Origin of the sequence: uncultured Campylobacter sp., assembly GCF_938039245.1 — a bacterium.
Lineage (GTDB): Bacteria > Campylobacterota > Campylobacteria > Campylobacterales > Campylobacteraceae > Campylobacter_A.
This window is the reverse complement of sequence record NZ_CALHVN010000056.1, coordinates 13,482-31,715: the sequence shown is the minus strand read 5'-3', so window position 1 is coordinate 31,715 and position 18,234 is coordinate 13,482. Positions and strand designations below refer to the sequence as shown.

Below are 18,234 nucleotides of genomic sequence, written 5' to 3'. Positions count from 1 at the left end.
ACAGCGGCTAAGAATTAGCTTGGGTTTAATTGAGACTAAGATATTCTAGGCTTATCATCTATTTTTATAATATAGTTCTAGCTCTAAAAATAGAAGTATTGCCAATACATAACGCTCAACAAAACCTTAAAGCTTCAAAATATCGATAAAATTGGGATCTAAAAAGAAATGGTGGTTAGAGGCAGAATCGAACTACTAAGCATTTTTTAAGATTTATTTTGATTTACAAAGCCCTAAAATACGCTTTTTTAAGTTTTATATAAGTTTATTATAATTGCTAAAAATATCTAAATAGATGGCACCCAATATGGTACCCATTTAAAAATTAAAGATCTGCGTATTTTATTTCGACATGCAGATTTTAAATCTGTATGTTTATGTTTTTAGATTAATATATTTTAAATTTATGTATTGTTTAGTTAAACGGAAGAGCTGTCGAGTCAGATGATTGACGAGATATTGCGACAGTTAAAAAAAGAGACAACATAATTAGATATCTACAATGTAGTACTAACATGAAATTTGACAATAAGTTATCAAATATGATAATATAGCCAACACAAGGGAGCAATTATGGAAAATTACACTTTATGGCAAGAGTGTTGAGGAAAAGACAATGTCTTTACCAAATACCGTTTTGGCTATTTTACTTCGTATATTTGAAGTGGCAAAAGAGGTTGGACCAAATTTGGGCAGACCACATAGTGCTCCTCTTGGAAATGGGCTATTTGAGTTTAGGACAAAAGGCAAAGGAAGTATTGCAAGAAGTGTCTTTGTAAACGTCATAAATAGAGAAATAGTGATTTTGCATACGTTGATTAAAAAATCAGACGCTATCCCTAAAAAAGATATGAAGATCATTATGCAAAGAGCAAAGGAGATAAAATGAAACCAACATTTGAGGACTTTAAAGAAAAAGCTCTAAAAAGAAGTGAGGTAAAAAAAGAATACGATAGGCTGGAGATTGAGTTTGAGTTAAAACTAAAGCTTATAAAGATTAGAAAAGCCGCAAATTTGACGCAAGAGGAGATGGCTAGTAGAATGAATACTAATAAAAGCAACATCTCAAGATTAGAGAGCCTAAACTCTAAAATTTCACCAACAATCTCTACTTTAAATGCCTATGCAAATGCTGCAGGATATAGGCTCGATGTAAATTTTGTTCGTTAGGGAAAGCTGCCATGAAAATATTAACATTAGATGGTGGTGGAGTTAGGGGTTTTCTAACGGCTTGCATATTAGAAAATATAGAAAAAATTTTAAATACCAAAGATGAATCAAAAAAATCACTAAGTGAATACTTTGACTTAATTGCCGGAACGTCAACCGGTGCAATAATTGCTGGCTTATTGGCAATCGGCAAAAGAGCAGACGACATAAAAGCTTTATACCAAAAGGATATTCCTGAAATTTTTTCAAAAAAAACAAAAAGATTTTTCTTCACACCTGGAACTAAATATAAAAAAGATATCCTTAAGCAAAAAGCCAAGGAATACTTCGGTGAACTTACATTTGAAGATGTAAAAACGCATTTACTTGTAACTGCTGTAGATATTGTAAGAATGGAACCGAGACTATATAAATCAAAATATAATGATTCAAATATTTCTAGATCAGACGAGAAGCTATATAGTGCGATTTTGGCTTCAGTCTCTGCTCCAACCTATTTTGAGGTAGAGATGGATTTAAAGCACTCTACAAATTTAATAGATGGTGGCATAGTTGCCAATAATCCATCCTTGATAGCACTCTCTGATGCACTTTCGTTTTGTGAGAATGATATAGGCACTAGCGGAATAACATTGCTTTCGGTAGGAACCGGTAAGTTTTCAATGCTTCCATATAACCCTAATAGTTTAAAAAATACTAGAATAAAATGGCTACTACCAAATGCTCCACTGATAGAAATTTTACTCAATACTCAATCTGAGTTAGCAGAATTTCAAACCAAAACTTTTATGAAGCGGCTAGGTTATGAAAACGGCTATAAAAGGATTAATCCTCAACTAAAAATGAAGATGGGGTTGGATGACGCTAAAGATATAAATAACTTATTAAATTTTTCTAGTTTAGATGGTAGTGATACTAATTGGATAATTAAAAAATTATTGTAAAAGGATGTAAAATGGTCGATTGCAACAGCGAGTTAAATAAATTCTACAACGAAAAAGTAAGACTTGGTAACTTGTGGAATACTCTTGGAAAGTATAGAGATATAAATTTAGATAGGCTAAAGAATGGTTTGCGGAACAATAATAGTCCTGCTTATAGCGATACGATAAGTCAGGGGTCGTATTCCATGAAGACAATAGTTCAACATATTAATAATGATTACGACATAGATGTAGGCGTTGTCTTTGATAACTCAAAAATAGGAAATATGACTTCGAAAGATATCAAAGATATGGTTTATAGGGCGATACAAGATGATAGATTTCAAAAAGCACCAGAGGTACTAAAAAATTGTGTTCGTGTATATTATAGCGAAGGACATCATGTTGATATGGCTATATATAGAAAAAAGGATGATAGGCAAGAATTGGCAAGTTCTGATTGGGAAGAATCAAATCCTGAAGAAATTGTTGAGTGGTTTAATAATGCCGTCATAAGCAAAAGCCCAGACGATAGCAATGGAAGACAACTTAGAAGAATAGTTAGGTTTTTAAAATTTTGGTCTATTAGTAGGAATGCCTGGGATATGCCTAGTGGGCTAATTTTGACAATATTGGCAGTAGAATGTTATGTGCCCATAAAAGCTCGTGACGATCAATCACTTTATGAGACTCTTAAAAAAATAAAAAATAGGCTGCAATATAATAAATCTATTTTAAATCCTCTAAATTTAAAAGAAATAGCAAATAGCGATAAGCATAAAAGAAGAGTAGAAAATTTATACGATAAGTTGCAAGCTTTGTTTGATGAGTATTTATCGGAATTGGAATTAACAAAGGATAAAAAGAGGGCATTGATGATATGGGGAAAATTTTTTAATAGTGATTTTTTTGATGAATGTATTAAGAATTTATCTTGCTCAACAATTATATCAACTCCAAGTAAGCCATGGCGGATATAGTTTTACAATCTTGTGGCCTAGAAAAAGAATTGGTGCTTTGCGATACCGAAAAAGAGTGGTTGTATAAAAATTATCCTGACCTTGAAATTTTAAAAGATAGGATAGCTGGTAAAATTTGTTTTTATAGATCATATAATGACATAAAAATAGTTGATAATTTTTCTATTACCATTTTTTTAAAAATATACAGCCCATCAATACTTCCAAAAGTGATTAATTCAGATAATAAGATAATAAATATTGCAAAAGTCATAAGCAAAAACCTAGATGAACTTCATATAAATAGCGACGGTTCATTTTGTTTAACAGTATATCCAAAAGAAAAATCGTTTTTTACAAATGGTGTTTTTAATATACAAGAATTTTTTACAAATTTACTGGAACCATATTTGTATTGGGTTAGTTTCTATAATAAATACGGTAGGGCACCTTGGGGAGAGTATTCTCATGGTGTGCTTGGATTGTTGGAATTTATAGCTGAGGAAAATTTAGACTTTAGGAGCATGTACAAAATAATAAAATATAATAGAGAAGTAAATTTTAGAGATATTATTGCCATATGTAGACAGAGTGGTTGCTTTTGTTGCAAAAATGAATTTAAAAAGAATAAAATGAGAAAGTGCCATTATCAAGCATGGCGTGGTGTTAAAAAGATCAAACAATCTCTATTGAATGATTTTAGGTTAATGTTTGCTTGTAATCATTAGTTTTTTATAAAAATAAAAAATACCATTTTAGTATGTAGTGCAGTGTAAATGCATATAGCTATTTACAATAAAGAAATAGTTCATGTTTTTAAACCAATCATGCTCGTGTTTTATTCCGTATCTTTTTATAATATAACTGTATTGCATTACATGATTATATGGATAAGCTTATACTCTAGACCAACTGTTTTTAAGAAGCAATGATCTTTTATGGTTAAATAACCATAAATTTAAAATATATTTTTATAGATTCTAAAGGTTTATCTCATAGACTTATCGTAATCTTAGGATGAAGAGGCCCACTGCATTGGCTCAACTTACCAGAAAAATAAAAGTGGCCTTATTGCAGAAGATAAAGATCAAATAAGATTCTACTTTTTATTAGGACTAATCAACATAGTAATTAAACTCACAAGTATAATATTATTGTATTGTAATCCTAAATATTTCAGGATTACAATACAAGTAAATATATGATACTGTAGATAATGATAGGCAAAGGAGTATGTTCAATGCTTTATAGCTACTTTTCTGCCAAGAATTACTCACGAAATTTTATAGAATATAAAAGCCTGGTTTTACAGAAGAAATATATATTTTAAGGTAACTTGGCTGACTGCAAAGACCATTGAAATAAGCACGAGATATACCACAGGCGACTTTGATAAAATGAAAATTACGAGGATAAAATTTAAATAAAATACTATATGATAGTATAATCGTTCATAGACATTGACAATTTAAAAATTTCATGCTAATATGTCTCAATATTGTCTATGCTTACAGACAATTACACAAAGGGATAAAAATGTTAAATTTAATAGAGCAGTATCAAGAAAGATTTCTTAAAAATTTTAATACGACATACAAGCGTTATTTATACAATGAAATAAATTTTAACGAGAAGCTTATCGGCATAGTAGGAGCCCGCGGCACAGGTAAGACTACAATGCTATTTCAAAAGCTGATTGAATTAAAAGCTCGAAATAAAAAGGCTCTATACATAAGTCTTGATTACCCGTTTTTAGGCTCTGCTAGCCTTAGCGAGCTCGCCTTTGAATTTGTAGATAACGGCGGCGAATATCTGTTGCTAGACGAAGTGCATAAATACGAAGATTTTGCCGCACACTTAAAAACTATATACGATATGAGTCCTTTAAATGTAATTTTTACCGGTTCGTCGGCGGTAAGTATACTAAATGCAAAGAGCGATTTATCTCGTAGAGTTAGCGTATTTAGCCTAGAGGGGCTTAGTTTTAGAGAGTTTTTAGAGCTTGAAAACGGTATGACGATAGATAAATTTAGCCTAGAGGCGATACTAAAAGACCATCAGGCAATAGCAAACGACTTAAAAATAAAGCAAAATCAATTTAAAAAATATCTCAAATTTGGCTACTATCCATTTTACTTTAATAAGCAAAACTCATACTACGAAAGCTTACTAAATACGATTAATCTAAGCATAGACGTAGATCTAACGTCTCTGGGGCTAGTTGAGCAAAAATACACATATAAGCTCAAAAAACTGCTTGAAGTGGTTTGCCAAAGCGAGCCGTTTGAGGTGAATTATACTAAAATCGCAGCTCTTGCCGAGATAAGCAGAGCCAAACTATATGATTATATTGCCTATTTAAACGATGCAAGGCTAGTAAATATGATAGATGAGCAAAGTAGGGGACTTAGTAAGCTAGTAAAGCCGGCAAAAATATATATGAATAATACAAATTTAATTTACGCTTACGGCGATGATTGTAAGGCGGGCACCATAAGAGAGACTTTTTTTGCTAATCAACTAAGGGTAAAATATAGGCTAAATATCCCAAAGCAAGGCGACTTTATTGTAGATGATAAATTTATATTTGAAGTGGGCGGTAAAAATAAGGGCTTTGAGCAGATAAAGGATATCTCAAGCTCATATATAGCTGCCGATGAGATAGAGGTAGGAAGTGGCAATAAGATACCGCTTTGGCTATTTGGATTGTTGTATTAGGCGCTAAAATGGCTATTAATAAACTTGATTATAGAAAGGTTGAAACTTGCTTGTTCATGCATAAAGAAAAACCAAACGTTTTTTTACTAAGAAAGGTTATAGGAAGCAAGTACTTTACAAAAGTACTTACGCTTGAAATTCGTAGTGGTTGGAGCAAGAGAGAATACAAAAATGAAGCTAAAAAAGAGCTTGTAAGGTGGCTAGAGGGCGTAAGCAAGCAGGTAAAGGGGCTCAAATTTAAAGATACTACTAAGGTTAATGATCTGTTTGAGCTGTGGAAATGCAAAAAAGATACCAGCAAAAAGTCGGTAGCTAGCGATATAGCATTCTATGAGACCTATTTGCAAGATAGTATCGGCAAAGAGATCGTAGTAGACGTTATAGCTGCCCAAATAGACGATATTATCCATAATCTAATGCACGATGGAAAATTTAATAAAACAATAGGAAAAGTGCAGGTATTGTCAAAGCGTACGGCATATGATAATACAAGACGAATTTTAGGCGAGATGTTTGACATAGCGCTTCGCAATCAGCTGATAGCGGTAAATCCTTGCACTCTGCTAACTAAAATAGCTAAAACGACTAGAAAAACGATAGTAAAAGATGCAATCGGTAAATTTTATAAGTTAAAAACGGGTATCTTGGAGCTTTATAAAAATGATCCGTTTTGGAGGGGATTTTTCTTGTTTTGTTTGTATGGTAGACGAAAAGGAGAAGTTGTCGGCTTAAAATGGGAAAATGTCGATTTGGAAAACAACGTATATTACCTAATAGATACAAAAAACGGAAACGACTATAAAAAGCCACTTCCTTTGCTCGTAAAAGAAGCCATAACGCAAATACCGGCCGATAGATACGGCCTAGTATTTGCAAGTCCAAAAACGGGCGAAACTATTAAAAATACTGATAGGCAAAAGATGAGACTAGATAAATTTGTAGGTTTTGATGATTTTAAGTTACATGGTACTAGACATATAAGCGGTTCGGCGCTTGAAGAGCTTGGTGCAAATAGCGATATTATTAAAGATCATTTAACTCACAAAAGAGATGGTGTTACATATAAAAATTACGTAACTTACGATACCTATATAAATAGCTGTAAGGCTCTTGAGATGTTGGAGGGTATAGATGAATAAAAAGATTATAATAGATGGAGCTGTTTTTACCAGCGATTCGGATAGGGCTATTGACCTTATAAGAATTAACATGACCATGGAAATTTGTGAAGCAAGTTTTGATGGGATCAAATTCTTAAATGCTGCTTTTTATACAAGAGAGGTAATAGAATGTTCTAGGCCTATGCTTATTGATTTCTTTGAAAATTATTACTTTATAGACGACAGTAGCTATGTTGAAAATAAAGCATTGGTTGGGATGATGGAGTTTTTTAAAGATTTTGATGGCGATATAATAGAATATAGTAAGGAACTAAAAAGAGAAAAGGAGCTTATGGGCAAAAAGGGATTCTTTGCCGACACGGTACGCAATACTATTGCAATGAAAAATTATTATGAAGATGATTTGGAAGAACTATCTAAAAATCTATTCTTTTATATTTTAACAAAAACCAATGATATTTTATATGATACCAATAAAGACTACAAAAAATTTGTAGATTCTATATTAAATTTGCAAGAATACGGAATTTGTACAGAAATAGACAAAATGTATTTGAGTAGGACATATAATAAATACAAGAAACTCGTAAATAAAAATTTATCACAAATAAATAGCTTTCGAAACATGAAGCTGGACACAAAAATTTCTAGAAATACTTTTCTCGTAAGCATAGATGAGAGCATAAAGCATACATTGGATAATTATGAAAATTTTAATCCTATAATAGCTTTTTAAAAAATTACAAATTTTCTATTTTTATTAATCGTTTTTGTAACTTTTCTGCCGATATTTTTTATATTATCATCCCAAAAATATAAGGAGTATTTTATGAATGATAATATTATAAAACGTTGGTTAAGCCCAAAAGATGTTGCGGAAGAATATGGAATAGCTGTAAATACCCAGGCGCAATATCGCATGAGAGGGATAATCCCGCATGTGAAGATAAATAGAATAATAAGATATGATAGATACAAGCTGGATCAGTGGTTTGAAAAACATACCGTTGAAAGCAAGGAGGTGCTATCGTGAATCATAAAAAGTTTCCCCATAAAGTATCCGTTCGCCTTAGTGACAGCGAAAAAGAAAAGCTCGAGCTTAATGCTTCAATGTCTGGGTTAAATAAATCATCTTATATAAGATACGTTTTAATAAATGCTAAGCCCCCTATCCATAAATTTGATAAAACAATGATAATTCAAGTAGCAAAAATAGGCAATAACCTAAATCAAATCGCAAAGCACGCCAATACGCATAAAACTATAGACGGTATCGTTTTAAAACAGATGCTTGACGTTAATAAAAAATTAGACGACCTAATATCGCAAAAGCTAACCCGAGAAGATAAATATGTTAGTAAAATTCTTTAAAAATAAAAACGGCGGTAGTGTTGCGGGTATCAACTATCTTTTGAATCATAGAGTGAAAGACAAAACAGCATTCGTTTTAAAAGGTAGCGAAGCGGTTACCAGGCAGATAGTATCCAATATGACTAAAAAACAAAAACTTTGTATGGGATGCTTGAGCTTTGAAGAAACTGACATTGATTTAGATACCAAACGAAAGATTATAGACGAATTTGAAACGCTATTGCTTGGAGGATACAAAGAGAGATTCAATGTCCTTTGGGTGCAGCATGTCGACAAGGGTCGGCTTGAGTTAAATTTCGCTATCCCTAAAATCGATATAGAAAGTAGCATGGCCTTCAATCCATATTACGACAAGGTAGATAGGCCGCTAATCGATACCTGGCAAAACTACGTAAATTTAAAATTCGGCTTTACCGATCCAAAAGACCCAGCTAAAGCTCATATGCTTCAAGGATCTAAAAAAGAATTAAAGCTAATTAAAGACTACATCGAGCTGGAAAAAATACTTACCGAGAAATTTATAAATCAAGAATTTACTTGCAGAGACGACATCTTGAATGCTTTAAAAAGTAGCGACATAGATATAACTAGAATCGGCAAAGACTATATATCGGTCAAATTACCAAATACCAAAAAAGCAAAAAGATTCAAGGGGGATATGTTTAGTGAGGAATTTGGAAATATTAAAAGCATGGAGCAACTCCGAGGTAAAACTGAAACAAGAGCAACGGAATTTAGAAATAGAGCAGACGAACAAACGAATATCGACGCTTCAGAACGAAGTTTTATATTTGCAGACTATCTTAAATCAAAAGAATCAAGAGATTTTAGAATTATCAAATTCAAACAAAATCTCTCAAAACGAGATCAAGAGCTTGCAAGACTCAAAAGAGAGCTTGATAAACAAATACAAAAACGCACTAAATGGCTTGAAACACAGGTTGGCAGAGTTCCGAAGCGAAGCAGATACATTCAAAATACTATCGGTGATCTTGACGATAGCAGCGATCTTGGTATCGATATATGCATGGATGCTATATCTACAAAAGAACGATTTAATCCAAGAAAATCAGACTATGAAGATGTATATAAAGCAGAATATGGATGGCGAGCAATAAACCATAAATATACTATTTTTAACGAAAGGATATTTGACAATGACTTTACTAGAGCAAACATTATTGGTTCAATTAGAAGAAAAAGAGAAGCAAGAGCAAGATCGGATGGCATTATTAAAGCAGCTATCGACGGAATACGACTCGTTAAACAACGAATTAGTCAAGTTGCAAATGCAATTAACAAACAATACAAACTCTTTATCTCAAGAATTAGAGAATGTACAAATACAATTAACAAGCTTACAGAAGGAATCCGAAAATCGGACATTTTTGCAAGAGAAATACCTGACGCAGCTAGAGAATTTGAAGAAGTCGCTAGAAGATATGTACTAAGCCGTATTCCTGAAGATACGAAGATAGACGTAAGTAAGATAAAAAGGAAGGAGATTAGAGGCGTCGGAGTTGGTGGAGATATGGAAATAGGTTAATTGCCTCAATACTGCCTGTACGACACAACCTGTCACTCCTCTATGCTAAATTTTCATCATAATTTAAATCAAAGGAGCAAAAATGCTAAAGTACATCATAGGAGGAGTGGCGTTGGCGGCTACTGGATACGGACTCAAAAAATATCTTGACAAATTTGAAATGCGCACATCGCCAAGTAGCAAAACGCAAAACAATATCAAAATGGATAACCTTGATACAAATGAAACAGACATAGCCAACTCAGTGTGCCTTGAGAGCGATGATTTTTTAGAAGCTAGTGTAATGGAAAAAAGTCGTAAATTTAACGAAATAATTCACCGTCTTTTTGCGTCATTGAAAAGTTTGCAAGTAAAACTATCAAACTTAGAAAATTTGCCGGAACTAAAATCAGCTTACTCGTCTATCAGTGGCGAAAAGATCTTGAGATTTAAAGACTCCGATGCCAAAAATTTTAGCAAATTTTTCTATATATTTATAGAGTCCAAAGAGGATCTGCAGATTTTGTGCGATCTAAATTTGATGATGGATTATGCATTGGAGCGCATGATAGAAAATAACATTTCTAAGATTGATGATGCAGAACAAAAGGCAAGAGATTACTGTAAATTTGATACGGAACAACAAGAGATAATCATCAAGCTAGTTGAACTAAACAATGTTTTGGTTAAGGCGTTAAGAGAGCTAAGGTCTGCCACGCGAATGAAAGAAATAGCAACGATTTTTAAAGACGCGGCGGGAGTATATAAAAGATATTACGATAAAAAATTTTTTAAGGAGAAAATTTATGAATAAAATTATATTTGTAGCTGCTCTAGGGGCAGGAGTTTATGGAGTTAAAAAGTATTTGCAAAGCTATACGAATAGGCAAAGATTTTTTAATATATTAGACGATACGGTAAGTTTTGTCAAAAAAAGCGTAAAAAGAGGCTTTGAGCAAGATATCGGGGCTGATTTTTCGTGTGAGATTAGAGAGGTATTTTATGCGTTTGAATCCATGAAAAGCAAAAGTTTTGAGATATTTTTTGAGCTTCAAACAGCGCTTGCCGAGATAAGAAACATAAAGCCAAATATATTTCTGCTTAGAATGATGCCAATAAAGGATGATTACTTAAATTTTAATACAACCGATGAAAATTTGCAGCTTTTGAGAGAGTTTACTTATCTTTTATCACAAGCAAACAAGCTTGTAAATTTTACCGTTATTAACGAGATAGCGACGTTAAACGACGATTTTAGCTCGTTAAACGATACTCAAATGCAGTTTTTATCGGAGCTTATAAATTTAAATAATCTAGTAGTAAACGCTATTTCTTGTACAACTTTAACAAGTAACGGTGAAGAGATAAACGAACAAGCCAAAAGAGCCTTTCAAAGGCTAAAAATTAAACTAGGATAAGGAGCTAAAATGTGGAGAACGGTTTTAGATTTATCGTTTGGTTACGCTATGTATAAAGTTATTAATTTTTTAGCGTTAAATCTTTATTTGCCGGCTATAAAAGAGGGCTTGAAGCAAATAAAAGCTAAGATAAGATATAATTCTTAAAAGACACGCCAATCATAAAGGGGAAAATAAATATGGCAAATATTTACTTGGAGCACAATCCGTTCCTGGAAACTACTAATTGCATGATAAACGGTGAAGATGTAACGCAAAAGGATTCGCTTAAAAAATGCTGGGGAGATCCAAACAAGTCGCTATTGCAAGACTGGGTAGATAAATTTTTTGATGCTCTGAGTAATTTTATAAATGAACGTTCTTATGATATTGATTTTTTTGGTTTACCGTCTGACTACGAAGATTTGGAAGATGCAAAAAATGAATTTTGTAAAAATAATCCAGAGTACAGTATAAAAATAAAGTCAGTAGATAATGACATAAAATCATACAAGCGTAGAATAAAAGAGCTAAGAGAACTTTTTGAGCATGCACAGCAAAATTCCCTTTATAATGAGTTTAAAATGGATGAAACAAAAGATGTTTTTGATATTGCCTTAAGTAATGAGGAGGAAATTGGAGTGGTAGCTACTGTAAGCTCTGGAAAATCAACTCTTGCAAATGCTATACTCCATAAGCGTATATTGCCGGCAAAAAATAAAGCCACTACGGCAGTAGTAACTAAAATTTTTGATGAAAAAAGCAAAAAAGAATTTACGGTAAGTGCAAATGATAAAGACGGTATATGTATCTGCGATAATGAGATAGCCACTTATGATATTATAGATAAACTCAATAATGCAGAGAACATAAAAGATTTAAAGCTTTATGGAAGCATACCAAACATTAAAGGATATGGGCTAAAAGTGGTTTTAAACGATACTCCAGGACCAAATAATAGTGAGAACGAAAAGCATAGGGCTCTTACATATGAATTAATAAATAAGACTTATAAACCCATGATACTATATATTTTAGATGCCACAAATCCTAAAGTTGATGATGATAAGAAATTATTACAGTATATATCCGAAAAAATGAAAGATTCTGGCGTACAATCAAAAGATAGGTTTATTTTTGTTTTAAATAAAGCTGACGCTCTAGATCCAGAGTCTCAGGATAGCGAAAGTGCTGAAGAAGCAATAAAAGATTTGCGGAAGTATTTAAAAGATTTCAAAATTCATAATCCTAAAATTTTTCCCGTTTCGGCTAAGCTCTCAAGTTTTATTAGATCCAAGGAAAACCTTTCCAAAAAAGAGGAGGGTTTTTTAAATACCAACATAGACGATTTTATTAGCTCAGAAAAAAGGCATCTTCATAAATTTGCATCATTATCGAATGAAGGCAAAAGAAAAGTAGAAGAGCTTATACAAAAAGCAAAAGATAGTGACGATAGATTTGCACTTGCCGATATATACAGCGGTGTTCCGGCTTTAGAAATAGCTATAAACGAGTATTTAGAAAAATATGCCATAAGACAAAAAATAAAAGAACTAGTAAGATTATTAAAGAAAACTATAGATTTTCAAAAAATCAAAACAGGTAGTTTGGAAAGCATAAATAAACATGAAGAGCATATTAAAGATATAGAGAAAGCATTGGAGAATATAAGAGAAACCATAGAAAAAGGCGATAAGGCCAAAGAGCTAAAAAATAAGATAAATGAGTATAATTTCAATGACGATATAGAGAAATTTTTTACAGAACAAAAAAGTAATCTTGCTAAAAAAATTTTGGAAATCGATTTGCCAAAAAAAAAAGTAAGCGTAGATGAAAGTAAGCCTTATTTAAAAAAAGTAAGAAAAGTACTAAAAGACTATAGAGATCAATATTTGGGCTGCATAGAAAATGAAATAAATAAGAGTTTTTTAGAGAGTATAAAAAATATATTTAGTAAATATAGAGATTACGTAAAAGATCTTATGCTAGACGAATATGACTTTAATAAAAAATTTGGAGAAAATTTCTCCATTAACTCTGTTATAAATATTAATTTTGACGAAGAAAGCATTATTTCAAATTTTAAGACTGTAGTTGAAAAAAAAATGCAATATTCAACTGGTAACAAAGATAAGGCTTGGTATAAACCTTGGACGTGGGGTGATGACGAGTATAAAACTTTTATTAAAATCGAAAAGGAGGAAAAATTCGATTTTGAGAAATTTAAAGTAGACTATCTTTTAAAATTATATAGGAATATAGATGAAGAATGCGGTGGAGTAAAAAAGGAAATAAGTGATAAATTGGAATACTTTAAGGAATTTTTTAATGAAAAAATTGATGAGTTAAATAAAATAATTTCGGAAAGAGCTAATGAACAATTAAAGGTACTTAAGGATAAAAAGCAGTTAAATAAAATGATAGAAATTGAACGAGAGAAGATTGTATGGCTAGATGATTTTAATGAGAAACTGGATAGCATATTGGCTATACAAGGAGCTAAAAGTGATTTCAGATAGTCTAAAGGAATATGTCAAAAAGCAAGATTTGAAAGCATTAAGAAGTGTTTTTTTTATTATTTTATCGACTCGTCCTACTCTAGAAATAATAAACGAAAATTTAAGCTACTGCCTTGAAAACGGTATAGATGAAAACTTACTTTTTATGGAACATGATGGAGAAAAATTTTTAGAAGATGTTAAAGATTGGAGCATTGACTATTATAGTAGACAGGTCGGAAAAATAGAAAATAATTTTTCTAAAGAACGTATAGGCCATATCATGAAAATGTCAGATTACTTATTTTCAAAAAATAGTCAAACGAAAATAGAAAATAATGTCTATTATAGACAAAATAATACAGTACTTTATATTGTTATTAGCGCAATAACCACGCTAATAATATTTTTTATTATTAGAGGGAATATCTAATGCTAAACTTAACCGTATATCAGCCAGACGATTTATTGCATTCTCTTAATGTCGCAGATGAGATAGTGAATAAAAAATATCTTGCAAACTTGAGTAATTACAAAATAATTCCACAAGCCAAGTATATTATGGAGGCAAAGCTAAATAAAATTTCTCGCCTTTATAAGTTAAAGCAGTTTGTATTTGACAAAAGCGAAGATACAAGAGATAAATTAGTTAGCGTATTTCAAGCCGTTGCTTCCACCGAAGCGTCTTTGGTTGTTATCATAGATAGTAATAAAAATAACATAAACTACTATATTGGCGTAAAGGATTTTAAAAAAGAAGATCCAGGCGTATCGATGGATTTGCTTTATAAAAGTTTAGTTGGAAACTTTCCTGGTGTAGTGTTTGATGAATATAAAAAAATGAAAGAGGTAGCTATACCTTTAGATAATACAGCTTTAGAAGAGCTTCAAAAAGACATATTTGATAGAGGTGATTACAGCAATCAAGATAAAGCCATATCTGTTGTGACTGGAGTGGCTGGCCTTAGAGCCGAGAAATCGTCCGAGCAAAAATTTATACAGGGACTTGAGCGAGTGGTAGACGCCATGCAAGGCGAAAGATATACTTTAATGATAATAGCCGATCCTCTCTCAAGCGGTAGGCTTTTAAATTTACAGAGAAATTATGAGAATTTATATTCAGCTATAAAGCCTTTTGAGACTACGGATTTAACTTTTGGAGAAAATGAGAGTAGAAGCGTAACACAAAGCTACTCCCAAAGTATATCAGAAGCTATAAGCACTAGCATAACGAATACCTTAGGCACTACAGATACCACATCAATGAGTAGCTCGGAAACTTCCGGCTATAATATAGGCGTCACAAGATCCGCTTTTAAACTAAACTTTAGTTTTGGCATAAACAAATCAACTACCGCGAATACCAGCGAGAGTCATAGCCTAACTCAAAGCGAAGCCGAAACCAAAAGCGAAACGCATACTATTTCGGATACTAGAGGCGTTTCATTGACTAATTCCGAAGGTACTTCGGCTTCATTTCAACTTAAATTTGAAGATAAAGCCATAAGTGAAATCCTAAAAAAGATAGACTTGCAGTTAGAACGCCTGCAATCCGCAAACGACATAGGCATGTGGAACGTAGCTGCATACGCTATAGCCGATAACGAGATAGGCTCAAAGACCTTAGCGGCTTCTTATCAGTCGATAATAAGAGGCGAAAACTCCGGCATCGAGAGCTCATCCATAACGACATGGAAAGATGAAAATTTGGCGAATGCCAAAGAATACTTGAGAAAATTTTGTCATCCTTTAATAAACTTTGAAGGTAAAGAAGTACAAAGCTCGTCTTTGGTGACTAGCAAAGAATTGGCCATACATGCTGGTTTTCCTGAAAGAAGCATAGCTGGATTTGGTGTGAAAAATTTAGCAAGCTTCGGTAGAGAAGTCATAAGTGAAGCCAAGGGCGGCAAGAGCATAAAGCTTGGTCAAATTTATCATATGGGCAAAAGCTATGAAAGTCCAGTAAATTTGGATTTAAATAGCCTTAGTGGGCATGCTTTTATAACTGGATCAACAGGAAGTGGCAAATCAAACACAATATATAAAATACTAAATGAAGCAAGAGAAAAAAACGTTAAATTTTTAGTTATAGAGCCTGCAAAAGGTGAGTATAAACATGTATTTGGAAATGATAAAAGCGTAAGCGTATATGGGACAAATCCAAATTTAACTCCGCTCTTGCGCATAAATCCTTTTAAATTTACTTCAGAAATACATATATTAGAGCATCTTGATAGGCTTGTGGAGATATTTAACGTATGCTGGCCTATGTATGCGGCAATGCCTGCCGTGCTTAAAAAAGCAGTTGAAAAGTCATATGAAGATGCTGGCTGGGATTTATCACTATCCGAAAATAAGATAGACAAAAAGCTTTTTCCAAATTTTATGGATGTGATGCAAAATGTCATTGAAATTATCAATAGCTCAGAATACTCGGATGAAAATAAAGGTAATTATAAGGGTGCACTGGTAACCAGACTCGAAAGCCTCACAAATGGGCTTAATGGGCTCATTTTTTCAAGTGATGATATAAGCGACGATAAGCTTTTTGACGAAAATGTCATAGTTGATCTAAGCAGAGTTGGCTCAATGGAAACTAAAGCTCTGATAATGGGTATCTTGGTAATGAAGCTAAGCGAATATAGAATAGCCAAGGGGGATATAAACTCTGAATTAAAACATATCTGCGTTTTAGAAGAGGCACATAACTTACTCAAACGAACGTCTACAGAGCAATCGTCCGAGAGTTCTAATCTACTTGGTAAATCGGTTGAAATGCTTGCAAACTCAATAGCTGAAATGAGAACATACGGTGAGGGATTTATCATAGCCGATCAATCGCCAGGACTACTTGATATGTCAGTAATTCGCAATACAAACACCAAAATCATTATGCGAACACCTGATTTTAACGATAGAGAACTAATAGGCAAAGCAGCCGGCTTAACCGATGAGCAAATAGCCGATATAGTAAAATTTCCAAAAGGCGTAGCTGCCGTATATCAAAACGACTGGATAGAAGCTGTACTATGCAAGGTAGATAAATTTGAAGCCAATGAAACAAAATTTCAACAATCAGAAAGCTTAAAATGCTCAAGCGCAATTGACAACGAGTTAAAAAACGAACTCATTAAGGCTCTTTTGTCTAATTTTATAGATAATAATGCCAAATTTGATTTAACTTATCTATGGAATGAGGTGCTTACTTCTCCTCTTAGATCAAATATTAAAGCTAAGATTTTAACTTTGGCAAAAGAGAACAAGCCGCCAAAAGATCTTAAAGGAATAAGTGTTATAATAGCTGAACTTTTTATAGATTTGGAGAAATATATAAAAATGCTGGTATATAAAGCAAAAGATATTAATGAATTACTTTATACGATTGAATCAAATTTGCAACTTGATGAGCAACTTAAAGAGTATCATAGGTTGATAATTAATTGCGTAATAGTGGAAGTAAGTTTAAAAAATAAGAATTTGGATAGCTTGGCTTATGCTTGCAATGAAACCATAAAAGAAAGGAGAATATAAATGTCTATAGAGTATTCTTTAGCAAAAGAGATGAGTGGAGAGACGGTCAAACCAGATATTTTAAAAAATACCAATGTAGATCAGAATTTTGATATCTATAAGCCGTTTAACTGGTCGCATGCTGATACAAATCATCCAAATGATATGATGATTGAATACGCTTTTCCAAATAAAAACGGAACATGGGTCGGCGAGAAAGGTAATAGCACTTGGATACCCGATGGTGACTTTGTGCCTAAAAAACCCAGCAATAATGAAAAAACTTGGAAAGAAATTTTAGCAACGTACGGGGAAGGCGGCGTTGAATTTAAAGATGGCGAGCCTGATTTCACTCCTTTTTCTGAAGCAAGCGTGGAAATAGAAGATTTTGGGCTAGAGAGAGATGACAATTTTGCTCAAGCAGATGAGGCATTGGCTAAAAAATGGAGCGAAGAGCAAAAAGATGGTAAAAATTGGACCGCAGAAGATATCGAAAAATACAGAAAGGAAAATAAGCTTAGTTGGCACGAAAGAAGCGATCAAAAAACGATGGATTTGGTTCCTCAAGAAATTCACGGTAATATACCGCATTCGGGCGGTATATCTGAAGCAAAAAAATCAAAAGGAGTAGACAATGCTTAAAACCAAAAATGATAGCGTATTTGGATGGATTACCTATAAGCACTCTTGGTTTAAAGAAGATGAAGTCATATTTTTTGGAAAGCTTCAAAAAGTAAAAATCAAAATAAAAGCCTTTAAAGATGAAGAAATTTTACAAAGCCAAAGAGATAACTATAAAATTTTTAAATGGTTTATTGAACAGAATTTGAGTGAAATATATAAAAATTTACAAGAATATTGTGAAAAATTTTACGAAACAAATAAAAAAATAGAGCAAATTTTGGAGTTAACGTCAATATATTTCGCCAGAGATGGCTCATGGGGAATGCTTTTTGAATCAAAATACGATGTTGAAAATGGACTTGCGATATTCTTTAATAGTGATAGTATGATCGTAAATTCTCAGGATATGTTATTATAA

The 18,234-nt window shown here is 32.7% G+C and carries 19 protein-coding genes; all 19 read left to right on the top strand.

Features of this window, described 5'->3' with window-relative positions; translation table 11 throughout:
• The first annotated feature begins 616 nt into the window (after nt 1-616).
• Entirely contained in the window at nt 617-889 is a 273-nt protein-coding gene (locus Q0218_RS09510) for a type II toxin-antitoxin system RelE/ParE family toxin (protein WP_297969034.1), read from the top strand.
• Nucleotides 886-1,170 carry a helix-turn-helix transcriptional regulator gene (locus Q0218_RS09505; protein ID WP_297969032.1) on the top strand — a complete coding sequence of 95 codons (285 nt, stop codon included), beginning with the start codon at nt 886-888 and terminating at the stop codon, nt 1,168-1,170. Before Q0218_RS09510 ends, Q0218_RS09505 begins: the two co-directional genes overlap by 4 nt.
• A gap of 11 nt (nt 1,171-1,181) precedes the next feature.
• Nucleotides 1,182-2,114 carry a patatin-like phospholipase family protein gene (locus tag Q0218_RS09500; protein WP_297969030.1) on the top strand — a complete coding sequence of 311 codons (933 nt, stop codon included), beginning with the start codon at nt 1,182-1,184 and terminating at the stop codon, nt 2,112-2,114.
• A gap of 11 nt (nt 2,115-2,125) precedes the next feature.
• Entirely contained in the window at nt 2,126-3,073 is a 948-nt protein-coding gene (locus Q0218_RS09495) for a cyclic GMP-AMP synthase DncV-like nucleotidyltransferase (protein WP_297969028.1), read from the top strand.
• Complete coding sequence (locus tag Q0218_RS09490; protein ID WP_297969026.1) at nt 3,061-3,780, top strand: hypothetical protein; 720 nt, start codon at nt 3,061-3,063, stop codon at nt 3,778-3,780. The genes Q0218_RS09495 and Q0218_RS09490 overlap by 13 nt, the downstream gene beginning before the upstream one ends.
• A gap of 808 nt (nt 3,781-4,588) precedes the next feature.
• Nucleotides 4,589-5,770, top strand: a complete 1,182-nt coding sequence (locus Q0218_RS09485) for an AAA family ATPase (protein WP_297969024.1) — start codon at nt 4,589-4,591, stop codon at nt 5,768-5,770.
• An 8-nt stretch (nt 5,771-5,778) separates the two neighbouring features.
• Nucleotides 5,779-6,909 (top strand): site-specific integrase, encoded by a 1,131-nt coding sequence (locus tag Q0218_RS09480; protein WP_297969022.1) that lies wholly within the window; start codon nt 5,779-5,781, stop codon nt 6,907-6,909.
• Nucleotides 6,902-7,627 (top strand): hypothetical protein, encoded by a 726-nt coding sequence (locus tag Q0218_RS09475; RefSeq protein WP_297969020.1) that lies wholly within the window; start codon nt 6,902-6,904, stop codon nt 7,625-7,627. Before Q0218_RS09480 ends, Q0218_RS09475 begins: the two co-directional genes overlap by 8 nt.
• Before the next feature lie 93 nt (nt 7,628-7,720).
• On the top strand, nt 7,721-7,924 hold the full coding sequence (locus Q0218_RS09470; protein WP_297969018.1) for a helix-turn-helix domain-containing protein: 204 nt from the start codon (nt 7,721-7,723) through the stop codon (nt 7,922-7,924).
• The gene (locus Q0218_RS09465; protein ID WP_297969016.1) at nt 7,921-8,262 is read left to right on the top strand and encodes a MobC family plasmid mobilization relaxosome protein; all 342 of its coding nucleotides are present in this window, start codon (nt 7,921-7,923) and stop codon (nt 8,260-8,262) included. Before Q0218_RS09470 ends, Q0218_RS09465 begins: the two co-directional genes overlap by 4 nt.
• Nucleotides 8,243-9,808: a relaxase/mobilization nuclease domain-containing protein gene (locus Q0218_RS09460; protein ID WP_297969013.1), complete on the top strand. Its 1,566-nt coding sequence runs from the start codon at nt 8,243-8,245 to the stop codon at nt 9,806-9,808. The genes Q0218_RS09465 and Q0218_RS09460 overlap by 20 nt, the downstream gene beginning before the upstream one ends.
• A gap of 82 nt (nt 9,809-9,890) precedes the next feature.
• Nucleotides 9,891-10,601 carry a hypothetical protein gene (locus Q0218_RS09455; protein WP_297969011.1) on the top strand — a complete coding sequence of 237 codons (711 nt, stop codon included), beginning with the start codon at nt 9,891-9,893 and terminating at the stop codon, nt 10,599-10,601.
• The gene (locus Q0218_RS09450; RefSeq protein WP_297969009.1) at nt 10,594-11,205 is read left to right on the top strand and encodes a hypothetical protein; all 612 of its coding nucleotides are present in this window, start codon (nt 10,594-10,596) and stop codon (nt 11,203-11,205) included. The genes Q0218_RS09455 and Q0218_RS09450 overlap by 8 nt, the downstream gene beginning before the upstream one ends.
• A 9-nt stretch (nt 11,206-11,214) precedes the next feature.
• On the top strand, nt 11,215-11,352 hold the full coding sequence (locus Q0218_RS09445) for a hypothetical protein (protein WP_297969007.1): 138 nt from the start codon (nt 11,215-11,217) through the stop codon (nt 11,350-11,352).
• 32 nt (nt 11,353-11,384) lie between these two features.
• Nucleotides 11,385-13,703, top strand: a complete 2,319-nt coding sequence (locus tag Q0218_RS09440) for a dynamin family protein (protein WP_297969005.1) — start codon at nt 11,385-11,387, stop codon at nt 13,701-13,703.
• Nucleotides 13,690-14,115 (top strand): hypothetical protein, encoded by a 426-nt coding sequence (locus Q0218_RS09435; RefSeq protein ID WP_297969003.1) that lies wholly within the window; start codon nt 13,690-13,692, stop codon nt 14,113-14,115. Before Q0218_RS09440 ends, Q0218_RS09435 begins: the two co-directional genes overlap by 14 nt.
• Nucleotides 14,115-17,213: a DUF87 domain-containing protein gene (locus tag Q0218_RS09430; RefSeq protein ID WP_297969001.1), complete on the top strand. Its 3,099-nt coding sequence runs from the start codon at nt 14,115-14,117 to the stop codon at nt 17,211-17,213. Before Q0218_RS09435 ends, Q0218_RS09430 begins: the two co-directional genes overlap by 1 nt.
• Nucleotides 17,214-17,834: an HNH endonuclease gene (locus Q0218_RS09425; RefSeq protein ID WP_297968999.1), complete on the top strand. Its 621-nt coding sequence runs from the start codon at nt 17,214-17,216 to the stop codon at nt 17,832-17,834.
• Complete coding sequence (locus Q0218_RS09420; RefSeq protein ID WP_297968997.1) at nt 17,827-18,234, top strand: hypothetical protein; 408 nt, start codon at nt 17,827-17,829, stop codon at nt 18,232-18,234. The genes Q0218_RS09425 and Q0218_RS09420 overlap by 8 nt, the downstream gene beginning before the upstream one ends.